Origin of the sequence: Aeromonas sp. S19(2024), assembly GCF_041402625.1 — a bacterium.
Classification (GTDB): Bacteria; Pseudomonadota; Gammaproteobacteria; order Enterobacterales; family Aeromonadaceae; genus Aeromonas; species Aeromonas caviae.
Genome location: NZ_JBGLQU010000009.1, coordinates 37,801 through 57,054 on the forward strand (window position 1 = coordinate 37,801; position 19,254 = coordinate 57,054).

16 protein-coding genes are annotated in these 19,254 nt (G+C 65.2%); 7 read left to right on the top strand and 9 right to left on the bottom strand.

Translation table 11 applies throughout. The annotated features are described in order from the left end of the window. Positions 1–229: 229 nt before the first annotated feature. Positions 230–2,113 (bottom strand): diguanylate cyclase, encoded by a 1,884-nt coding sequence (locus tag ACB037_RS16355; protein ID WP_371175602.1) that lies wholly within the window; start codon positions 2,111–2,113, stop codon positions 230–232. 194 nt (positions 2,114–2,307) lie between these two features. Between ACB037_RS16355 and ACB037_RS16360 the strand changes: the two genes are divergently transcribed. Then, the gene (locus tag ACB037_RS16360; protein WP_039039409.1) at positions 2,308–3,312 is read left to right on the top strand and encodes a sensor domain-containing diguanylate cyclase; all 1,005 of its coding nucleotides are present in this window, start codon (positions 2,308–2,310) and stop codon (positions 3,310–3,312) included. Positions 3,313–3,324: 12 nt separating this feature from the next. Here ACB037_RS16360 and viaA read toward each other — a convergent pair whose 3' ends face one another. Further along, the gene (viaA, locus tag ACB037_RS16365; RefSeq protein WP_029313704.1) at positions 3,325–4,779 is read right to left on the bottom strand and encodes an ATPase RavA stimulator ViaA; all 1,455 of its coding nucleotides are present in this window, start codon (positions 4,777–4,779) and stop codon (positions 3,325–3,327) included. Positions 4,780–4,874: 95 nt separating this feature from the next. Continuing rightward, entirely contained in the window at positions 4,875–6,488 is a 1,614-nt protein-coding gene (locus tag ACB037_RS16370) for an ATPase RavA domain-containing protein (RefSeq protein WP_201970096.1), read from the bottom strand. A gap of 216 nt (positions 6,489–6,704) precedes the next feature. Between ACB037_RS16370 and ACB037_RS16375 the strand changes: the two genes are divergently transcribed. Further along, positions 6,705–7,142 carry a hypothetical protein gene (locus ACB037_RS16375; protein ID WP_371175603.1) on the top strand — a complete coding sequence of 146 codons (438 nt, stop codon included), beginning with the start codon at positions 6,705–6,707 and terminating at the stop codon, positions 7,140–7,142. A gap of 74 nt (positions 7,143–7,216) precedes the next feature. Continuing rightward, entirely contained in the window at positions 7,217–7,666 is a 450-nt protein-coding gene (gene rimI / locus ACB037_RS16380) for a ribosomal protein S18-alanine N-acetyltransferase (protein ID WP_371175636.1), read from the top strand. Positions 7,667–7,738: 72 nt separating this feature from the next. Here rimI and ACB037_RS16385 read toward each other — a convergent pair whose 3' ends face one another. Next, positions 7,739–8,281, bottom strand: a complete 543-nt coding sequence (locus ACB037_RS16385) for a hypothetical protein (protein ID WP_010672910.1) — start codon at positions 8,279–8,281, stop codon at positions 7,739–7,741. Positions 8,282–8,462: 181 nt separating this feature from the next. Here ACB037_RS16385 and ACB037_RS16390 point away from each other — a divergent pair, with 181 nt between their 5' ends. Beyond that, positions 8,463–10,253, top strand: coding sequence for a long-chain fatty acid--CoA ligase (locus tag ACB037_RS16390; RefSeq protein WP_010672909.1), 1,791 nt, complete (start codon positions 8,463–8,465; stop codon positions 10,251–10,253). 60 nt (positions 10,254–10,313) lie between these two features. On the opposite strand, the gene ACB037_RS16395 is transcribed toward ACB037_RS16390, so the two are convergent. The 4 genes from ACB037_RS16395 to ACB037_RS16410 form a co-directional block, all read right to left on the bottom strand. After that, positions 10,314–11,528, bottom strand: a complete 1,215-nt coding sequence (locus ACB037_RS16395) for an aldose 1-epimerase family protein (RefSeq protein WP_134997176.1) — start codon at positions 11,526–11,528, stop codon at positions 10,314–10,316. A gap of 227 nt (positions 11,529–11,755) precedes the next feature. Further along, positions 11,756–12,448, bottom strand: coding sequence for an aspartate/glutamate racemase family protein (locus tag ACB037_RS16400; protein ID WP_371175604.1), 693 nt, complete (start codon positions 12,446–12,448; stop codon positions 11,756–11,758). A gap of 135 nt (positions 12,449–12,583) precedes the next feature. Continuing rightward, complete coding sequence (locus ACB037_RS16405) at positions 12,584–13,174, bottom strand: LysE family translocator (RefSeq protein WP_010672906.1); 591 nt, start codon at positions 13,172–13,174, stop codon at positions 12,584–12,586. Positions 13,175–13,276: 102 nt separating this feature from the next. Beyond that, a complete protein-coding gene (locus ACB037_RS16410; RefSeq protein WP_039039402.1) occupies positions 13,277–13,873 on the bottom strand; it encodes a LysE family translocator in 597 nt (198 codons plus the stop codon). 116 nt (positions 13,874–13,989) lie between these two features. On the opposite strand from ACB037_RS16410, the gene ACB037_RS16415 reads away from it, so the two are divergent. The 3 genes from ACB037_RS16415 to ACB037_RS16425 all read left to right on the top strand — a co-directional run bounded on the left by ACB037_RS16415 (position 13,990) and on the right by ACB037_RS16425 (position 17,637). Continuing rightward, positions 13,990–15,363: a PLP-dependent aminotransferase family protein gene (locus ACB037_RS16415; RefSeq protein WP_139699999.1), complete on the top strand. Its 1,374-nt coding sequence runs from the start codon at positions 13,990–13,992 to the stop codon at positions 15,361–15,363. Between the two features lie 29 nt (positions 15,364–15,392). Next, positions 15,393–15,857: a hypothetical protein gene (locus ACB037_RS16420; RefSeq protein WP_371175605.1), complete on the top strand. Its 465-nt coding sequence runs from the start codon at positions 15,393–15,395 to the stop codon at positions 15,855–15,857. Between the two features lie 142 nt (positions 15,858–15,999). After that, a complete protein-coding gene (locus tag ACB037_RS16425) occupies positions 16,000–17,637 on the top strand; it encodes a hypothetical protein (RefSeq protein WP_371175606.1) in 1,638 nt (545 codons plus the stop codon). Positions 17,638–17,673: 36 nt separating this feature from the next. On the opposite strand, the gene ACB037_RS16430 is transcribed toward ACB037_RS16425, so the two are convergent. Then, complete coding sequence (locus tag ACB037_RS16430) at positions 17,674–18,987, bottom strand: sodium-dependent transporter (RefSeq protein WP_041211033.1); 1,314 nt, start codon at positions 18,985–18,987, stop codon at positions 17,674–17,676. Positions 18,988–19,254: the final 267 nt, after the last annotated feature.

Here is a 19,254-nt window from a genome sequence, read left to right on the forward strand (position 1 = left end):
TGAGCGGCGGCCTGGAGCCACCGTGGGAAAAATGCGGGACAGCACCTTGGAATCAGGGCGCCCATGCAGACAACGACACCACGCGGGCGGGTCAGTGACCGCCGGTGGAGACAGGAGAAGCGCGTTGCATTACATGGGTCTGGCCCCGGATCAAAGCAAAATTGCGCGGCATTATACCCGCGCGAGTGAAAAATACCCAGCCCGCTATCACGGGGGCCCGGGGTCGGCCTCACCGGGCCGTCATCACCCGGTTGCGCCCCGCCAGCTTGGCCTCGTACATGGCCTCGTCGGCCCGGCGCACCAGCTCGCCCAGGTTGTCATCCTCGGGTTTGTACTGGGCGCAGCCGATGCTGATGCGGATGGGGTGATTCGCAGGCACCCCCTCAATCTCGAGACGGGCGACGGCCTGGCGGATCCGCTCCGCCACCTCGACGGCCTCGTTCAGGAGGGTATCCGGCAGCAGCACCAGAAACTCCTCGCCGCCGTTGCGCCCCACCCTGTCGAGGCTGCGCAACTGCTCCTCGATGCACTGGGCCACGGCGGTGAGCACCCTGTCACCCACGTGGTGGCCCAGCTGGTCGTTCACCTTCTTGAAGTGATCCACATCCAGCAGCAGCACGCACAGGGGTTTGCCCTCCTCCCGCGCCTGGGTGAACCATTTGCGCCCCTTGGCCTGGATCTGGCGCCGGTTGTGGATGCCGGTCAGTTCGTCCGTCATGGCGAGGCGCTGCATCTTGCGGGTGCGCCCGCGCTGATGCACCACCAGGGTACCCATCACCACCAGCAGCAGGGCCACCACCAGGTATTGCCAGTAGCGCCGCTCCTGCAACTGCTTGAGTTTCTCCGCCTGCAACTGCTGCTGGGACCTGAGGGTCTGGTTTTCCAGCTCCTTGCGGGCGAGATCGAACTCGAAACGCATCTGCAAGGAGCGCTGTTCCCGCAATCTGAGCTCGAGGGCCTGGCGGGTCTCGACATAGGTCTTGAGGCTGGTGAGGGCCGACTGGATATGCCCCTGACGCTCCAGCACCCGGGCCCGTGTCTCATGCACCCGGGCTAGGAAGCGCAGGTTCTGCTCCCGGGTAAAGATGGGCTCGGCCTCGTCAAGGTGCCGCAGCGCCTCGCCGGGTCGGTTCAGGGCCTCGCCGGGTCGGTTCAGGGCCTCGAGGACCTCGGCCATGACGAGGTGCCAGTGGCCCAGGGTGACGCTGTCCGCCCCCTCCCCCTGATGAAGGGAGGCTGCCGCCTGATCGAGCTTGGTCATGGCCTGGTCCGGCTTGCCCTGTTTCTGCAGGATGGTGGCCAGCTCGATCCGGCTCCAGGCCAGGACCCCTTCCTGGTTTGACCCCAGATAGTAACGCTCCGCTTCCGCCATCAGGGGCAGCGCCTTGTCGTACTCTTCGGTGTCGATGTAGAGGAGCCCCTGCTGGCTGTGAATGTCCACCAGGTACTCCTCGACCCCGAGCTGCCGGTAGTCGTGCTCCAGCTCCTTGAAATAGCTCTCGGCCCGCTCATAGAGCCCCATCCTGCGATAGGCATTGGCAATATTGGCGAGCACCTCGCGCCCCTTGGCCTCCAGCCCGAGCGCCTCGTATCGCTGGTGGGCATCGATGAGATCCATCAGCCCCTCCGCCAGCTCCCCCTGGTAGGAGTACATCTCCCCCCGCAGGCTCAGGATGTCGGCACGCTGACGCTCATCCCCGAGTCGGCGAGCCAGGGTCAGGGCGGCGTCGTAATCCTCCCCGGCCCCGGCCATGTTGCCGAGCAGTTGCCGGTGATACCCGCGGCAGGCGAGCAACCCCACCTCGGTGACCCTGTCCTTGCGGGCACGGGCCTGCGCCAGCCCCTGCTCGGCAAACGCCACCGCGCGACGAAACTCCTCGTCCCGTTCACTCGGCTGGGCCCAGCACTGCAGCCGGGCAAGGCGGCCCTGCACCTCGGGCGGATAGTGTGCCTGTCCGGCAATCAGGGCGGCGACGCGCTCGCGAAACACCTGCACCGGCATCGTCGACTCTTCCAGTCGCTGCAACGCCAGTTGCAACTCGTACCCAGCCAGTGGCGTCGCCTGGGCCAGGGCAACCCCCAGCAACAGACCACCTCCCATCAGGATCTTCATGCGGACATTTTCTCCTCTTCACTGGCCGGACGCCGCGCTCACCGCTGTCATCATATCCCCACAGACTCTGGGCGCACAGCCGCCAGAGAGTGAGAAAACGCCTCATATCGAACGAGAGCCTCCCCTATCCCTTCTTTACAGAAGGAGAGAGTGCATCGACTATATATGCTTTCGAACAGGGGAAGGGATGAGGAATGACCTACGAGGAGCTGAGGGAGGCTTACGACAGGTTGTTGCTGGAGAACGAGCGTCTCAAACGCATCGCGGATGACGCGCGGGAGAAGCTGGACGCAGCCATGGATGGCACCGGCCTGTGCATCTGGCAGAACCATGTGCCCACCGGCAAACTCATCATCTTCAACCGGCGCTGGGGCTCCATGCTCGGTTACCAGCCCAAGGAGCTGTCGGCCCACTTCGACGTCTGGCGCGCCCACCTGCACCCGGAGGACAGGGAGCAGGTGCTGCAGGCCTTCTTCGACCATCTGGAGGGCAAGAGCCCGTTTTATCAGGCGATGCACCGCATGATCGCCAAGGATGGCAAGACCACCTGGGTGCTGGACCGGGGCCGGGTGGTGGAGCGGGATGATCAGGGCAACCCCGTCCGGGTGATGGGCACCCACATCGACATCACCCACGAGAAGGAGTACGAGCAGCAGCTCGCCCAGCTTGCCCACCGGGATCCCCTCACCGGCCTGTTCAACCGCACCGCGCTGCACCGCCACTTTCCCGGGGAGTACCAGGCCATCTGTTTCATCGATCTCGATGACTTCAAGCTGGTGAACGACAACCTGGGCCACCGGGCAGGTGACGAACTGCTGGTCTCCCTTGCCCAGCGCCTTCGCCACTGCTGCGGCGAGGAGGTACGGCTGGGGCGCATCGGCGGGGACGAGTTCGTGCTGCTGCTGCCCTGGGCGTGCGACGATCCCCGCACCAGCCACCTCGCCCGCCAGTGCATCGATGCCATCGCCACCCCCTTCGAGCTGCCCAACGGGGACGCCTCGGTGGGGCTGAGCATGGGAATTGCGGCCATCCGGCCCCAGGACGATTTCGGCGCGGCGCTGGCCCGGGCGGATCAGGCCATGTACAGGGTCAAGCGCAGCGGCAAGCGGGGTTTTTATATTGCCCAGCCAAGCGGTCAGCCGCTGCTGGATCAGGAGCAGGTCAACGAACGGGGCCTCTACCACAGGCCCACTCTCTGAGCCTGAGCACCCTCAATGGCGCTGCCAGCGCCGCAGCAGTCGTCCACGCAGGCCGCAATCGAGCAGCCAGCTGTTGTCGAACACCCGCAAAATGGCCGCCTTGGCGTGACGGGACATGGCGACCGCATGGAAGCGTGTCTGCTGCGCCCGTCGCCGGTTCATCCGCTCGAGCAGGGGGTGGGGCAGGTTCTGGGCGATGAAGTCGGAGATCACCAGCACGTCGGCCTTGGCAAAGGCGGGTTGTTCGAGCTGGGTCAGGGCCTGCTCCAGGCAGGGCACCAGATCGGTCCCCCCGTGAAAACTCATGGAGAGAAAGCGCTCCGCCTTCTCAAGCCCGGTGTCGGCGGTGATCTCCAGGGTCGCTACCTCGGTGGAGAAGAGCATCAGATAGCAGCCCCGCTTCTCCTCCATCGCCCCCTTGAGCAGGGCGAGAAAAAGCGCCTTGGCGCACTCCTCCGGATAGCCCCCCATGGAACCTGACGTATCGACGCAGACGATGAAAGGGCCACGCGGCTGCACCTCCTGCCCTCCCTGCTCGGGGGAGCGCAGCATCAGACGCTGGCGCGGCAGGGTGCCCCGCGACTGGTAGCTCAGCAGGCGCCGCTCCAGATAACGGCGATAGAACTCCAGCTCCAGCTCCGGCAGCGCCAGCATCACCGCCTCGCTCGGCAGGAGGCGCATCAGATCGCTGGCCGGGTGCACCCCCACCAGATCGTCGGGCACATCGTCACTTTGCACCTCCTCCAGCTCGTGCACAGGCACCGGCGGCAGCGTCCTGTCCTCGCTGCGCCGCTCCCGCTCGCTGCGCCCAAGCAGGGCGGCGATCTCCGCGAGCAGAGGCTCCTGCTGCAACATGCGGGCGTACTGCTTCACCAGCGCCAGGCTGCGCTTGTGCCAGCTCCCCTGGGCCAGATCCCAGAGCCCCCCGGCGGAGATCTGGTGCGGATCCAGGGCATCGGCCAGGGTCCGGTTGGCCAGCAGTTGATCCTCTATCTCCTGGCGCTGCTTCTCCCGCTCCGCCTCCGCTATCTGCTGCTGCAACTGCAACAGGCTGCCCACCAGGCTGGCACGCCACTTCTCGATGAAGAGCTGGCGCAGCCCCTCGGTGGGCTGAGCCACTATCTGGCGCACCAGGCTGCGGGCATCCCCCGCAAAGGGGCTGTGCTGCTCAAGGGCTTCCAGCAAGGCGGGCAGTCGCCCCACCAGCTCCGGCAGGGGCAGTTGCCGGTGGGCCTGATAGAGCAGGTATTCCCGCTCGAGGGCCACCGGCACCGGCTTGTGACGCATCTCCTCCCCAAGCTGTTCGCTCCAGGTCTGGATGCGCTTTCTGAGCAGCTTGCCCTGCAGGGGCGAGCGCTTGAGGAACTCGGAGATCTTGGGGGTGGAGGCAAGCAGCAGCGCCATCTCCCCCGCCAGTTCCCCCTCCCCCATGAGCAGCCCCAGGTCCATCATGCCGATCTCTAGCATGGGCCACCCCGGACGTTGAGATGTGATGGAGTATCATGCTGACGAAACATGTTTTTCATCCTGTTTATTTCACCAATCCCACGTCAGGCGCGACGTCACCCCTGAGCATCGAGAAGAGGCAGACGATCCCGCCACTGCTGCAGCTCGGCCCCCAGCCGCTCCAGGTCCCGGCTCAGCACGAAGAAGCTGTCCTCCACCTGACGCAACCAGTTGTCCCCCACGAACAGATGGGGCTGGTGACGGTCGAACAGGTTGCGCTGGCCCTTGAGGTTTTGCAGCACCCGGTTCACCTGGCCCGTCAGGTCGTCCAGGGCCGACAGCCAGGGGGCCATCACCACCTCGGGGATGGGGGTGCGCTCCACCAGCATCAAGGGCACGGGCTGGCGCTGGATATCCAGCACGTGCAGCCGCAACTGCTCGTCCAGCACCAGCTCGTAGTGCCCCTCCTTGGGGTTGCCGAGAGGCCAGCCCACCAGCGCCTCCCCGGTGGGGTGCCAGTGAGAGAGCAGGGTGCGATCGAAGGTGAGGGTGCCGGTGAGGCGCTCGGGATCGCTGCCATCCAGGGGCGCCGGAGTGAGCAGCTGGAAGTGCACCAGCTTGCCGAACGGCCTGGCGTTGGCCAGCGGCAGTTCGGTGCCGCGGGCGCGACGGCCGAACCACTGCTTGCGCTTGACCGCCTTGCAGCCGATGCGCAAGGCGACCGCCCCCTGCAACTGCTTGAACTGCTCGCGCAAGGAGAGCAGCTCCCGGGTCAGCGCCAGTTGCTGGTAGCCGTAGAGGCGGGAAAACTCGCCGATCATCTCCAGCAGCGCGGTGCGGGAAGCCTCGTCGTGCCAGAGGCAATCCTTGAACAGCAGCAGATCCAGGGGCGCCACCTCGTCGCGGCCATTGAAGAAGGCGCTCGCCTTGATGAGCCGCACGGCCTTCTTCCAGCGCCGATCCGAGACATAGCAGCCGTGCCCGAGCTGGCTGTCGAGCTGCTGGCGCAGCTGATAGATGAGTTCGAAACAGGCGTCCGGCAGGCGCACCTGCTCGATGGCATCTTGCCAGGCGTCGTACTCTTCCCCCCGAATCTGCACCGCCGGGGTCAGGTTCTGATGGGATTGGCCATCGCTCGCCAGCATGGCCTGGAAGTTGGATTTCTCCTGCACCCTGTCCATCCAGACCCGCACCAGCATACGGTCGTAGAGCGCCTCCAGCCCGCTGTCCGGGGCAGGCAGCTCGTTCGAGGCGGTGACCAGCAGCCGCATGGGAATGGGGTGCTGGCTGTCGCCGTTGCGAAACTGCCGCTCGTTGATGGCGGTGAGCAGGGTGTTGAGGATGGCGGGGCCCGCCTTCCAGATCTCGTCGAGGAAGACCACCTCGGCCTCCGGCAGGTAGCCGCTGGTCAACCGCAGGTACTTGCCATCCTCCTTGAGCGCCTGGATGGAGAGGGGGCCGAACACCTCCTCCGGCGTACTGAAACGGGTCATCAGGTATTCGAAATGGCGGGCATCCTGAAACGCCAGCTTGAGGCGCCGCGCGATCAGGCTCTTGGCGATGCCCGGGGGGCCCAGCAGAAAGACGCTCTCGCCACTCAGGGCCGCCAGCAGGCCGAGCCGCAGGGCATCCTGGCGCTCATACAGTCCCTCACCAAGGGCGGAGAGGAGCCGTGGCAGGCGCTCATGAATGGGGGTGGCACGAACAGTATTCTGGGCTAAAGGCGGCATAGGCACAGTTCCGAAGCTGATAGGTCATCCGTGGTGACGGGGTCCGGCCTCTGGCCCCGCCCCACTCTCATTGTCTGTCATCTCTGCCCCCGGGGAGGCGCTCGTTTGCCATCGCCACAGGGCGAAAAGCGCACGTCCGGGGTGCAGCAAATCCCGCGAGAGTGTACTCTGCGCATCATTATTTACCCCAACGCAGATCAAGAGTGAGCCTTCGCCATGCAAGATCCCCTGCTGGACCCGCTGCGCCAGCGCATCCTGGCCCGCATGGGCATCCCCCTCTGGCAACAAAGAGGCCGACTCCTGGCGGGAGGCACCAACCTCGACGGCGCCGCGCAGCCGGCAAACACGCCCGCCGACGAGGTGCTGGCCCCGCAGGAGACTGCCCCTCTGCCGACCGGCAAGCTCTGGCTGCTGGCAGAGACACTGCCCGCGCCCTCCCTGCTCGGGGACATCTGCCGCTGGCTCGGCCTTGGCACCGACGAGGTCTCCCTGCTGTCCGAGATGCCTTCCCTGCCCGCGGGGGCCACTTCGCCCCTGCTCTGGCTGACGGCGCCGGACCCTCGCTGGCCCGATGCCCTGGTCTGCCCGCTCAAGCCCGATGGGGCGCACAAGCGCGCCCTCTGGCAGCAGTGCCGGCAGCGCCACACCCCTTGATGCTCACGACCATGGCACGGCCATGGTGTCCATCGCAAGCCTGAATCCCGTCCGGAGTGACCATGTCTGACCTCTTGCCCCACTTTCGCCCCCTGCTCGAATCGGACTTCGAAGCCATCTACCCCATCGAGCAGGCCGCCCACCAGGAGCCCTGGAGCCAGGCCAACCTGCTCTCCTGCTTCGGGCCGCGCTATCTCAACGGCCTGATGCTGGTGGACGGACGACCGGCCGGTTTCTACATCTCGAATCTGGTGGCGGGAGACAGCTCCCTGATGAACATCTGCGTACACCCCGACTTTCAGGGCAAGGGGCTGGGGCGGGCGCTGCTCAGGGAGTACCTGGCCCGCAGCAAGGCCGGCAAGGCCGAGGCCTGGTTCCTGGAGGTCAGGGCCGGCAACCGCACCGCCATCAACCTCTACGAGAGCGAGGGGTTTGCCGAATATTGCCGCCGCGCCGACTACTATGGCACCGGGCAGGAGAGGGAGGATGCCGTGCTGATGTCCCGTCTGTTCGACTTCGGCTGACAACCCGCAGCAGACCGCCGTCAGCGGACGCCCCCCTCTGACCTCCCAGACTCCCCCGCTTCGCTTCCCCCCTCAGGGCAGGGGCGCGTTGTCGATGGAGGGGTCTTCCAGGCTCAGGGTCACCCTCAGCACGGCCTCGAAGGCGGCTCCCGAGAGGGGCATGAAGAAGCCGCGACCATAGGTGACGCCGGGCATCCAGATCTGTTCGATATCCACCGCGATCTTGATGGGGCGAAGCGGCTCACCCGGTCGCTGGACATAGATGCCAGGGGCCGTCGCAACCTGGGGGAAGCGGCGCAGAATGTGCTCGCTGCCATCCCCCGCATCCGGGTTGAGTCGCACCTTCACCAGCCCCGCCAGGGCGGATTGCATCTCGGGGGCACGCCACAGCCTGGTATTCAGCGCCTTGCAGCGTCGGCACTTGGCGCGCTCGATCACGTAGAGCAAGGGGTATCCTTCCCTCAGCGCCAGCCGCTGCGCCTGCTCATAGCCCTCGGCGCCACTCAGCCAGGGATTCTCCTGCTCCCCCGCGCCCCCCAGCAGATACCAGAGGGCGCCTGCCCCCGCCAACAGCAGCAACACGCCGGTGAACAGGCTCTTGATCCCGATATTCATGGTGCAACTCCCTGAATGAATCCGATCCCTGCCCCCTATCATGCCTCACTCTCATCTGGTTGACGACTTTGTGATCCAGGACAAATGGCGCACACTTGTAAGCTGTAATGTTAGAGTTTAAACTCCAGCCCCGATTTTGGTGCCCCTGCGGGCGCACAACTGTTACTTGAGGATGCGTGAGATGTCGCAGTTTCATCTGGTTAGAGTGATGCGTGAGCGTATTGCCCGCCTTGGCAACAAGGCCGCCCTGCGCGTCCAGCAGGATGGCCAGTGGCGCGCCATCGGCTGGCGAACCCTGGGTCAGGCCATGGATTATTGCGCCCAAGGCCTGATCCGGGCGGGCCACCAGCCCGGCGAGATGGTCGGCATCTATGCCCGCAACATGCCCGAGTGGACCCAGGCCGACCTCGGCATCCTGGCCGCCCGTGGCGTCAGCGTGCCCATCTACCCCACCAGCACCCTCGATCAGCTGCGCTACATCGTCAAGGATGCCGGCATCAGGATGCTGTTCGTGGGGGAGCAGCCCCAGTTCGATCAGGCGCTGCACCTCATCGACAGCGGCGAGATAAGCCACATCGTCGCCCTGGACGGCACCGTCGATCTGCGCGGCTGCGCCTCGGCCAGCCACTTCCAGACCTTCCTCGTCTCCGGCAACCACCAACCCAGCGAGCTGGTGCTGCGCGAGCGCGAGCGCCACTACCGCATGGACGACCTGCTGACCCTCATCTACACCTCGGGCACCACGGGCGAACCCAAGGGGGTCATGCTCGATTTCGCCAACATGGCCGCCTGCTTCGAGATGCATGACGCTCGCCTCGACCTCAGCGAGCAGGATGTCTCCCTCTGCATGCTGCCGCTGAGTCATGTGTTCGAGCGTGCCTGGAGCTACTACGTGCTCTATTGCGGCGCCGAGAACGTCTACATTCGCGACCCGCAGAAGGTGATGGATGTCATCGGCGAGGTGAAGCCCACCGTGATGTGCGCCGTGCCCCGCCTCTACGAGAAGGCCTACGCCATGATCCAGGCCAAGGTCGCCCAGGCTCCGCGCCTGCGCCGCGCCCTGTTCGGCTGGGCCACCCGGGTGGGCAAACAGATGGTCGCCACCCGTCAGGCGGGCAAGTCCGCCTCTCCCCTGCTCTATGGCCAGCTCTGGCTTGCCGAGCGCCTGGTGTTTCGCAAGCTGCGCGCCCGTTTCGGCGGTCGCACCCGCTTCCTGCCGGTGGCGGGCGCCCGTCTCGCGGACGAGGTGAATCTCTTCTTCCAGGCCATGGGGCTCAACCTCAAGTACGGCTACGGCATGACCGAGACCACCGCCACCGTCTGCTGCTATGAAGACACCCAGTTCAGGCTGGGCTCCATCGGCACGGCGCTAAACGGCATCGAGGTGAAACTCGGCGAGAACAACGAACTGCTGGTGCGCGCCCCCACCGTGATGCGTGGCTACTACAACAAGCCGGAGGCCACCGCCGAGGTGATGACCGAGGATGGCTTCCTGCGCACCGGCGATGCAGGCGAGCTGGATGACGAGGGCAACATCTACTTCACCGAGCGCTTGAAGGAGCTGATGAAGACCTCCAACGGCAAGTACGTGGCGCCGCAACTGGTCGAGGGGACCCTCGGCAAGGATCGCTTCATCGAGCAGATTGCCATCGTCGCCGATGCCCGCCACTTCGTGTCGGCGCTCATCGTGCCCTGCTTCGAGTCCCTGGAGGAGTACGCCCGCTCCATCAACCTGCAGTACCAGTGCAAGACCGAGCTGCTGCGCCACTCCCGGGTGATGGAGTTCTTCGAAGCCCGCATTCAGGATCTGCAAAAAGAGCTGGCCAAGTTCGAGCAGGTGAAGAAGTTCACTCTGCTGCCGAGCGCCTTCTCCATGGAGCTCGGGGAGATCACCCCCACCATGAAGCTGCGCCGCAAGATCATCGAGGCCAAGTACCAGCGCGAGATAGAAGCCATGTACAGCCACGTCTGATCGACGGGCCTGATATGAAAAAGCCGCTCATGGAGCGGCTTTTTGCTGGGCGTCTCTCCCTTATGGCAGCTTGACCAGGGGTTGCTCGCGCAGCTCGGTGGCCCGACCGTCCTGGATCTTCTCCACCTGGGCCAGGGCCTGCTTCACCTCGTCGGCATTTTGCAGCAGGCGATAGGTCAGATCGAAGGTCTTGGTCTCCCCCGGCTGGATCTTGGGGACCAGCCCGAGCGGGCGCTGGTACTTGGTGCTGTAGGCATAGCTGGTACCGGGTTCGATGCCGGTCACATAGCCCTGGGCCCGGGTGTCGGTGTTCTTCCACAGGGTCAGCACCGGCAGCTGTCGGGTGTTGTAGCCCACCGCCACTCCGGCGTTGCCGGCCCGGTTGTTCAGCACTGCCAGGGTATTGCCGTCGGCGTCGCTGTAGGGCACCAGGTTGAACACCATCTCGTCGAAGCCCTTGGTGGGCCCCAGATAGGTTTGCCAGCCCTTGAGTCCGGCCTTCGCGTAGTCATTGAACGGGGAGATCTGCTTCACCGGCGTGCTCACCCTGGCCCCCTCCTCCAGAATGGGGGCCCCGAAGTTGCCGTGATAGATGATCTGGTACTCGTTCTCGTAGTCCGCGTGGTTGGTCAGCTTGTCCTGCAGGGCAAACTCCGCCTGACCGGGCACCACGCTCAGCTGGGTCCAGGTGACCAGTTCGCTCATCTTGAAGGTGCGCTCGTCCACCCGGCCCAGCACGTGGATGGCATAGGGCGGCTCTTCGTCCACGGTCACGCTGACCACGGAGGCGGGAATGTTCTGCACCCGGCCATGCAGGCTCTTGAGGCGGCCGTCGTCATCCACTCCGGGATGACCCGTCCACTCGTAGCCGCAGCGCACCAGCATCTCGTTGAAGCCGTCGAGCCAGCCGAGGCCGCCACGGCTCTCGAGATCGATGAAGGCGGGATTGACCACCTCCTTGACCGGTGAATCCCAGCCGAGGCGCAGATCCGCCGCCTTGACCTCCTTGATCCCCATGCCGCGGGTCGGCACCAGGGTGATCTTCATGACGCCGTTGTCGACGATGAGCAGATCCACCCCTTCCTGGCGGCCGCCGTGCAGGCGTTTCTTCTCGATGGTGAAGGGAACCGGGCTCTTGATGCCGAGCTTCTCGCTGGTGATCTTCCAGTCACCCACATCCAGCCCTTGCTGGGAGTCGGTCAGCAGAAATTCGGCGGCGTGACCCGCGGTGGCGCCCAGGGCGAGCAGCACGGCAATGGAGAGTTTCTTCAACATGGATTTATCCTCGTGTCTCTTGTTTTTGTGAAAGCTGAATCGTTTCAGTGATCGAAAACTAGGCGTCTGATGCCCCGGACTCAAGAGACAAAAAGAGGAAATGTGAGCCGATTGACAATAAAAACGGCTTCAGCCCTGCTGAAATGAAGGCTGACTCACAGTTATGAAAGGAGGAAAAAACAGGCGGGGCGCCGAGAGGGGCGCCCCCTCACCCCGCCCGCACCACATCAGGCAAGGGCCAGCGTCACCGCGGCTTCGGCGTGGATGGCGGTGGTGTCATAGAGAGGCACGGCGGCCTGGCACGCCCCCACCAGCAGGGCGATCTCGGTGCAACCCAGGATCACCGCCTGGGCACCGGTCTGTGCCAGATCGGCGATGATGGCCAGATACTCGGCCTGAGACGACTCGCGAATATCGCCGAGGCAGAGCTCGTCATAGATGATGCGGTGCACCCGCTCCCGTGCAGCGTCATCAGGCACCAGCACCTCCAGCCCGAAGCGCTCCTGGAGCCGCCCCTTGTAGAAATCCTGCTCCATGGTGAAGCGGGTGCCGAGCAAGCCTACCCGGGTCACCCCGTCGGCCTGGAGGCGATGGGCCGTGGCATCGGCGATGTGGAGCAGGGGAATGTTGATGGCGGCCTCGATCTCCGGCGCCACCTTGTGCATGGTGTTGGTCCCGATCAGCAGGAAATCGGCACCACCGGCCTGGATGGCCCTGGCCTCGGCCGCCAGCAGACGGGCGGTGGCGGGCCAGTCACCGGCGTGCTGCAACCGCTCTATCCCGGCAAAATCCACGCTGCTCAGCAGCACCCGCGCCGAGTGCAGACCGCCGAGCCGCTCGCGTACCCCCCGGTTGAGGGCCTGGTAATAGCTGACGGTGGACTCCCAGCTCATGCCACCCAGCAGACCGATACATTTCATGGGATCTCCTTATGTAACCCGATGGTGCAAACCAATGCTGCAATCCCTCAGGGGGCGCGTTTGATCGCACCGCCCCGGCAATAAAAAAGGCCCCGAAGGGCCAACAAGACAGCCGGTAAAGGCTCAGGCCGAGGCCTAAACCCAGATCATCAGCACGCAGGCCGCCGTGGCGAGCCCCATGCCCAGATTGAAACGACGCCAGCCGGTGGCGGTGCGGATGAGGCGGCGCACCTGGGCACCGAACAGCACCCAGAAGGCACCGGTATAGAGGCCGGTCACGAAGAAAATGCCGAGCACCCAGCCCGCGGACGGCCAGTAAGCCTCCCCCGCCAGGGTGAAGCCGCTGATGGCGGAGAGCGCCATCATCCAGGCTTTGGGATTGAGCAGTTGCAGCATGGCCCCCTGATGGGCCGGGATGAGCGGCCGGTTCCCCTCCGCCGGGCCACTGGCGTTGGCCACCTTCCAGGCCAGCCAGAGCAGGTAGGCCGACCCCACCAGCTTGAGGCCGTCGTGCAGCAGGGGCAGACGCTCGAACACCACCCCGAGCCCCAGGGCCGTGGCCAGGATCATCAGGTTGATGCCCCCCACCACCCCCACCAGCAGAGGCACGGAGCGGCGAAACCCCTGGGCGGCCCCGGCACTGGTGAGCAGCATGTTGTTGGGGCCCGGCGTGCCACAGGTGATAAGGGCAAAGCCCGCCAGGGGGAGCAACCAGTTCAGATCCATCTCAACCTCGTTCAGATACGGCAAGCCTCCTAATATGCAGAGCCGACGCCCTGACGACAAGGTCAGCAATGCATTTTCTTTGCATGAATAATCAAGACGCTGTTAATACCAGAGCATCACCACGCACAGGGCGGTCAAGGCACCCAGGCTGCCGTTGAGACGACGCCACCCCTTGTCCGAGTTGATCCAGCGGCTGAGCTGATGGCCAAACATCACCCAGGCGAAGCAGACCGGGAACCCCGCCATGGGGAAGACACTCATGATGCCCCACATGCTCGGCCAGTAGTCGCTCCCCGGCAGGCTGAACAGACTGATGGCCGAGATCCCCATCATCCACGCCTTGGGATTGAGGAACTGGAAGCCCAGCCCTTCAAGCAGGGTCAAGGGGCGGGCACGGCTGGCGGGATCTCCGGGAGCGCCTGCCACCGCGATGCGCCACGCCAGCCACAGCAGGTAAAGGCTGCCCAGCACCTGCAGGCTCAGCTTGAGCAGGGGCCAGCGCTCGAACAGCGGATAGAAGCCGAGCGCCAGCACCAGCTGCAGCACAGGCTGGCCCACCGCCACCCCGATGAGATGGGGCAGGGTGCGACGCACGCCGAAGTTGGCACCGGACGCCGTCAACATCAGGTTGTTCGGCCCTGGCGTGCCGCAGGTGAGCAAGGCGAAGCCAAACAGGGTGGCATACCATTCGATGGTCATGGGGAGACTCCTTTCTCGCCACATTGTACCGATACAATGTGTGCTTGTTGGTTGTGTAAAGACTGATAATCACGCTATATTGCGGACAATCTTGGATCAATGGATTTATTGTCACCATGACAATCTGGACGCCCGACCTCACCCCTTTCGAGGGGCCCCTCTACCTCAAACTGGTCAAGGCCATCGAGCAGGCCATCTCCACCGGCATCCTCTCACCCGAGACCCGGCTGCCGACCCACAGGGCCCTGGCAGACAAGCTGGGGGTCACCGTGGGCACCGTCACCCGCGCCTACACCGAGGCGGAGCGACGGGGCCTGTTGGCGGCCCGGGTCGGGCACGGCACCTGGGTCAGGGGAGCGGCGGATCCCGCCAACGAATGGGTGATCCGCAATGAAGACAGCCAGCGCATCGAGCTGTGGCAGAACCTCCCAGTCCAGCTGGACAGGGGCGCCATCATCAGGCCCCTGCTCACCGAGCTGGCGCAGGGGGATCTCAACGGCCTGCTCGGCTATGACAAGGAGGCGGGACGCCCCGCACAGCGCCAGCTGTTTGTCGACTGGCTCGCCGAGCAGGGCATCACGGCGAGCGAAGATCGCCTGCTGTTCAGCCATGGTGCCCAGCACGGCATCATGCTGGCCCTGCTGGCCACCGGCTGCGTGGGAGAGACCCTGTTTTGCGAGGGACTGAGCTACCCCGGCATGCTGGGCAATGCACGCCAGCTCAAGAATCAGGTGGTGGGACTGGCGATGGATGAGGAGGGACTGCTGCCAGAGGCGCTGGATGCCGCGTGCCGTACCCGCCGGGCCAAGCTGCTCTACCTCACCCCCACCCTGCAAAACCCCACCACGGCCACCATGAGCCTGGCGCGACGCGACGCCATCGTCGCCATCGCCCGTCGCCACGATCTGCTGATCGTCGAGGATGACGTCAACGGCCTGCTGCCCGAAAGTGCGCTCCCGCCGCTGGTCAACCTGGCACCGGAGCGGGTCATCTACCTCGGCAGTCTCGCCAAGATCGCCTGCGGCGGCCTGCGGGTCGGCTTCGTGTTGTCCCCTCCCGCCCTTCGCAACGGCTTCGCCCAGGCGATGCGGCTGTCGAGCTGGATGGTGAGTCCGCTGCTCATCGAGCTGGCCTGCAAGCTGGTGAGCCAGCGCCAGATCATGCCGCTCATCGAACACCAGCGAAAAATCCTGGCGCGCCGGGGTGAGCTCCTGCACCACCTGTTGCCGGGAGCGCGCTGGCAGCCGGGGTCCATGCACGCCTGGCTGCCGCTGCCCGAGCCCTGGCGCAGCCAGGAGTTTGCGGAGGCCGCCAACGCCCTTGACGTGGGGGTCGCCAGCGGAGAACACTTCGCCGCCGGCCAGTTTGCCGCCCCGCAGGGAGTACGCCTCAGCCTGAGCCAGCCCGCCACCGACGCCCGCGTCGCCGAAGGGCTGGAGCGCCTCGCCGGGCTGCTGAGGGGCACGCCGCCCACCAATCCCCTGCTATAGTCATTGACCCTGGCACCCGAGGAGCCTTCATGTCTGCCGCCCGTCCCGCCCTGCTGATCACAACCCTGCTGCTGGGAGGCTGCGCTTCCCCGGCCCATCAACAGCTTGGCGCCGCCTTGAGCGGACTGGAGGGGGAGTTGACGCGGCTGGAGGAGGAGTTGGCAGCCATGAACGGCCTTCACTATCAAAAAGCCATCGACGCCCCGGTGGCGCTGCGCCGCTATCTCAAGGCCCCCGCACCGACGGCGGAGGGGCTGGTGCCCGTGCAGAGCCGGCTGCAAGATGGCCCTCTGCTGCGCTACGACTACCGGCTGCCCGCCGGGATGACGCAGCTGCCCACCGACAACCCCTGCCTGCGCTACGAGTTCGAGCTGCGCCGCCTCGGGCGCCTGGGCCAGCTCGAGCTCGCCTGGCAGGGAGAGTCGGGAGCCGGGGAGCTGCGTGTCCCCGAGCGGGACTGCCCCTTCTCGGCCAGGGGGCCCGGCCTTCAGTGATGCTTTCTTTGCCCTGCCCAAGGCTGGCACTGAGCCATTCCTGACCCAGGTGGGGTATTGACCCCCTCTGGCTCTCGCGGGAGAGTGGAGGCTAACTTTGAATCCAACCTCGCCACCCCCGACCGGCGAAGGAGCGTCAAAGATGCAGATCCTCCTCATCGAAGACGATGCCATGATGGGCTCGACCCTCACCCAGGGACTGAGTGATCTGGGGCTGCCCCCCACCGAGCTGTTCCACTGCAAAGAGATTGCAAGCCTGCCCGCCCTGCTGCGCCAGCACGCCTTCGATGCCATTCTTTGCCGCCAGTATCACCACCAGGCCCACGAGGGAGTCAGGCTGCTGCATGAAGCACACCACCTGGGCCTGCTCGCGCCCGGCTGCGTGCTCCTGCTGCTGGAGCAGGACGAGGACACCGGCCAGTTCCCCCCCTCCGACCTCTATTTCGCCCTGCGTCTGGCCGTGCCCTTCACCACGGAGCAGCTGGCGCACAGCCTGCAAGCGCTGCTGGCACTGACCACGGTGACCCGCCCCCTGGCCACCCCCATGGCGCTCAGGGAGTGGCGCAGCGCCTGCGCCCAGTGCGAGGATCTGCTTTACCGGCACGCCAGCCACAAGGGGCTGGAAGCACAGATGGACAGGGTAAAGGGCTACATGCTGCTGCAAGCCGGGGAACGGGTGCAGGCCGCCCAGCACTACGCCATCTGCACCACGGAGCACGATGCCTGGTGGCCACGCCAGGGACTGAACCAGGCTCTGCTCGGGCTGAACCGGGTGGAGAGTGCCCACAAGGATCTGGCCCGCAACCGGGAGCGACTGCCCCCCGTCATCCATCAGGCGCTGGTTCTCGCCTGCCAACTGCACGAGGCGCAGTGGGATCCGGCCTGGGAAACCTTGACAGGCTTGCTGCAACGCTGCCCCTGGCAGCCGCAGTGGCGCCAGGTGGCCATTTTGCTGGCCTTGCTGCGAAGGGATGAAGGTCAGGTGCTGGCGCAGGCCAGCGATTTCATCCTGCGCTACTTCCCCAAACAGACGTTTCGCCACTCCGTCGAACGCTGCCTGCTGGATGCGACCCTGGCGGTGCTCTGGCATCCACCGGGAGAGGCCAGAGTTCATGAGCTGCAGCAGGCCCTGGAGGAGCTCGGCCAGCAGGCCGTGACCCTGCGGGCCCACGAGGAGGGGCTGCTGCGCGCCCTGATGCTGGGTCTGGATTATCGATTCGATGACGCCTTGATGCTGCTGGCCAAGCACCCGCCGGAGGCGGCGCGGGACAATCACCTCAACCAGTTGCTCGGGGTGGCCGTCAGCCAGTTCTGCGGGCTTCCCCACCATGCCCAGCGTTATCTGGCCCAGCTCGGCCAATATCAGGGGCCGGTGGCACAGACCCCGCTGTTGCAGGGGCTCATTTTGCAGGTGGTCGACGATCTGGCGCGGCAACTGGCGCAGCGGGAGCAGCAGCTGACCCAGCTGCGCGAGGAGCGGCAACGGGCCATGACCACGGGTCAGCTCCAGCTCGCCGTGCAGAGCGCACTGACCCTGCAGGAGCGATTCCCGGCCCAGGCGGGGGATGCCTGGCAACTGCTGGTATTGCTGACCCAGTGCTGGCCCGCTGGCATGGCGGCCCCGGCGGTGGCCCGCCTGGTGGACAGGCTGGAGCAGCGTCTCAACCACAGTGCCGCCTTCCTGGAACACCATGGGAACGCCTATCGGGAGACCCTGCAACAGGTGAGATCCCACCTGGCCCCCAAACTGCCGCCCCTCGGTCCCCATCAGGGCCTATAGCCATCCAGGGCGGTGCATGCCGCCCTGGCAGGTGTGTTACAACAAGCCCCGCACCAGGATCCCCGCGATCAGCAGGGGGGCGACCAGCCGCCAGCACCAGAGCAGCGCACCACGCATCAGCGGCGAGAGATCCGCAGGCACAATACTGTCCCCCAGCTTCCAGCCAAGCAGCAGGGTCAGCACCAGACCGAACAGGGGCATCATCAGGTTGGAGGTGAGGTAATCCAGCAGATCGAACAGGGTTTTGCCAAACAGGGTGTAGTCCGCCCAGGGCCCGAACGACAGACTGACCGGAATGCCGCAGGCCATGATGAGCAGGGTCAGGACCCGACAGGCATTGCGGCGCGACCAGCCCCACTCCTCGGTGGTGAAGCGCACCAGGTGCTCCAGCATGGAGATGGAGGAGGAGAGCGCCGCCACCAGCAGCAGCAGGAAGAAGATCACCGCCAGCCCCTGACCGAACGGCAGGTGGTTGAACACCGCCGGCATGGTCATGAAGGTGAGGCCGGGGCCGGCGGCAGGATCGATGCCGGTGGAGGCCAGCACCGGGAAGATCATCAGCCCCGCCAGCACCGAGATGCAGCTCGCCAGGGTGACCACCCAGACCCCGGAGCGCAGCGCCCCGTCACTGCTCGGCAGGTAGGCGCCATAGGTGGTGTGTACCCCGAGGCCAATGGAGAGGGAGAAGAACGCCAGCCCCAGGGCGTCGAGCACCCCCTGCCCCGTCAGGTGGGAAAAGTCGGGCATCAGGAACTGGCGTACCCCGGCCATGGCCCCCGGCATGGAGAGCCCGGTCACCACCAGGAGCAGCATCATCACGAACAGGGCCGGCATCATCCAGCGCAGCGCCCGCTCCACCCCTTGTTGCAGCCCTCCCTGCACGAACCACCAGGTGAGCCCGGCGAAGACGAGATGGGTGAGGGCCGGCCAGAGGGGATCGCTCACATAACCGGTAAAGAGTGCGGTGAGGGTGCTCGCCTCACTCAGGTTGAGCTCGCCGCCCACGGCCAGGGCCGCATAGCCCACGGTCCAGCCCCCCACCACGCTGTAGAAGCTGTAGATGAAGAAGCCACACAGGATCCCCATGTAACCCATCCAGCGCCAGTTCGGCCCCACCAGCTTGTGGAAGGCGCCGAGCACGCCGCGCTGGCTGCGGCTGCCGAGCAGGGTCTCCCCCACCAGCACCGCGACCCCCAGGGTGAAGCTGAAGAGCAGGAACACCAGCAGGAAGGCACCGCCCCCGTTGGTGGCTGTCACATAGGGAAACTTCCAGATGGCGCCAAGGCCGATCGCCGAGCCGGCGGCCGCCAGCACATGACCAATACGGGAAGACCACTGAACCTGGCTCATACAACCTCCGGGCAAGACAACATCAGTTCGATACTCCATGGCTAGACGCGGTGTGCGCCGCAACAAAAAAGGCCGCCTGAGGGCGACCTTTGCAATGAACAGTCAGACAAACGACACCTGCAAGGTCACCTCTCCAGAAAGGGGCTAAATCGGCCACAGAGAGCGATAAGGGGTGACATGGGAGGGCGACGCCTGCACGGTAAAAAGGAGCCACAGCCTAAACCATGGCAAGAGAAGTTGACAGGAAATAGTCTAAAACAGAACCAA

Coding starts and splice junctions, on each gene's coding strand:
- ACB037_RS16355 (WP_371175602.1), bottom strand. CDS start 2,113: ATGAAGATCCTGATGGGAGGTGGTCTGTTGCTGGGGGTTGCCCTGGCC.
- ACB037_RS16360 (WP_039039409.1), top strand. CDS start 2,308: ATGACCTACGAGGAGCTGAGGGAGGCTTACGACAGGTTGTTGCTGGAG.
- viaA (WP_029313704.1), bottom strand. CDS start 4,779: ATGCTAGAGATCGGCATGATGGACCTGGGGCTGCTCATGGGGGAGGGG.
- ACB037_RS16370 (WP_201970096.1), bottom strand. CDS start 6,488: ATGCCGCCTTTAGCCCAGAATACTGTTCGTGCCACCCCCATTCATGAG.
- ACB037_RS16375 (WP_371175603.1), top strand. CDS start 6,705: ATGCAAGATCCCCTGCTGGACCCGCTGCGCCAGCGCATCCTGGCCCGC.
- ACB037_RS16385 (WP_010672910.1), bottom strand. CDS start 8,281: ATGAATATCGGGATCAAGAGCCTGTTCACCGGCGTGTTGCTGCTGTTG.
- ACB037_RS16390 (WP_010672909.1), top strand. CDS start 8,463: ATGTCGCAGTTTCATCTGGTTAGAGTGATGCGTGAGCGTATTGCCCGC.
- ACB037_RS16395 (WP_134997176.1), bottom strand. CDS start 11,528: ATGTTGAAGAAACTCTCCATTGCCGTGCTGCTCGCCCTGGGCGCCACC.
- ACB037_RS16400 (WP_371175604.1), bottom strand. CDS start 12,448: ATGAAATGTATCGGTCTGCTGGGTGGCATGAGCTGGGAGTCCACCGTC.
- ACB037_RS16405 (WP_010672906.1), bottom strand. CDS start 13,174: ATGGATCTGAACTGGTTGCTCCCCCTGGCGGGCTTTGCCCTTATCACC.
- ACB037_RS16410 (WP_039039402.1), bottom strand. CDS start 13,873: ATGACCATCGAATGGTATGCCACCCTGTTTGGCTTCGCCTTGCTCACC.
- ACB037_RS16415 (WP_139699999.1), top strand. CDS start 13,990: ATGACAATCTGGACGCCCGACCTCACCCCTTTCGAGGGGCCCCTCTAC.
- ACB037_RS16420 (WP_371175605.1), top strand. CDS start 15,393: ATGTCTGCCGCCCGTCCCGCCCTGCTGATCACAACCCTGCTGCTGGGA.
- ACB037_RS16425 (WP_371175606.1), top strand. CDS start 16,000: ATGCAGATCCTCCTCATCGAAGACGATGCCATGATGGGCTCGACCCTC.
- ACB037_RS16430 (WP_041211033.1), bottom strand. CDS start 18,987: ATGAGCCAGGTTCAGTGGTCTTCCCGTATTGGTCATGTGCTGGCGGCC.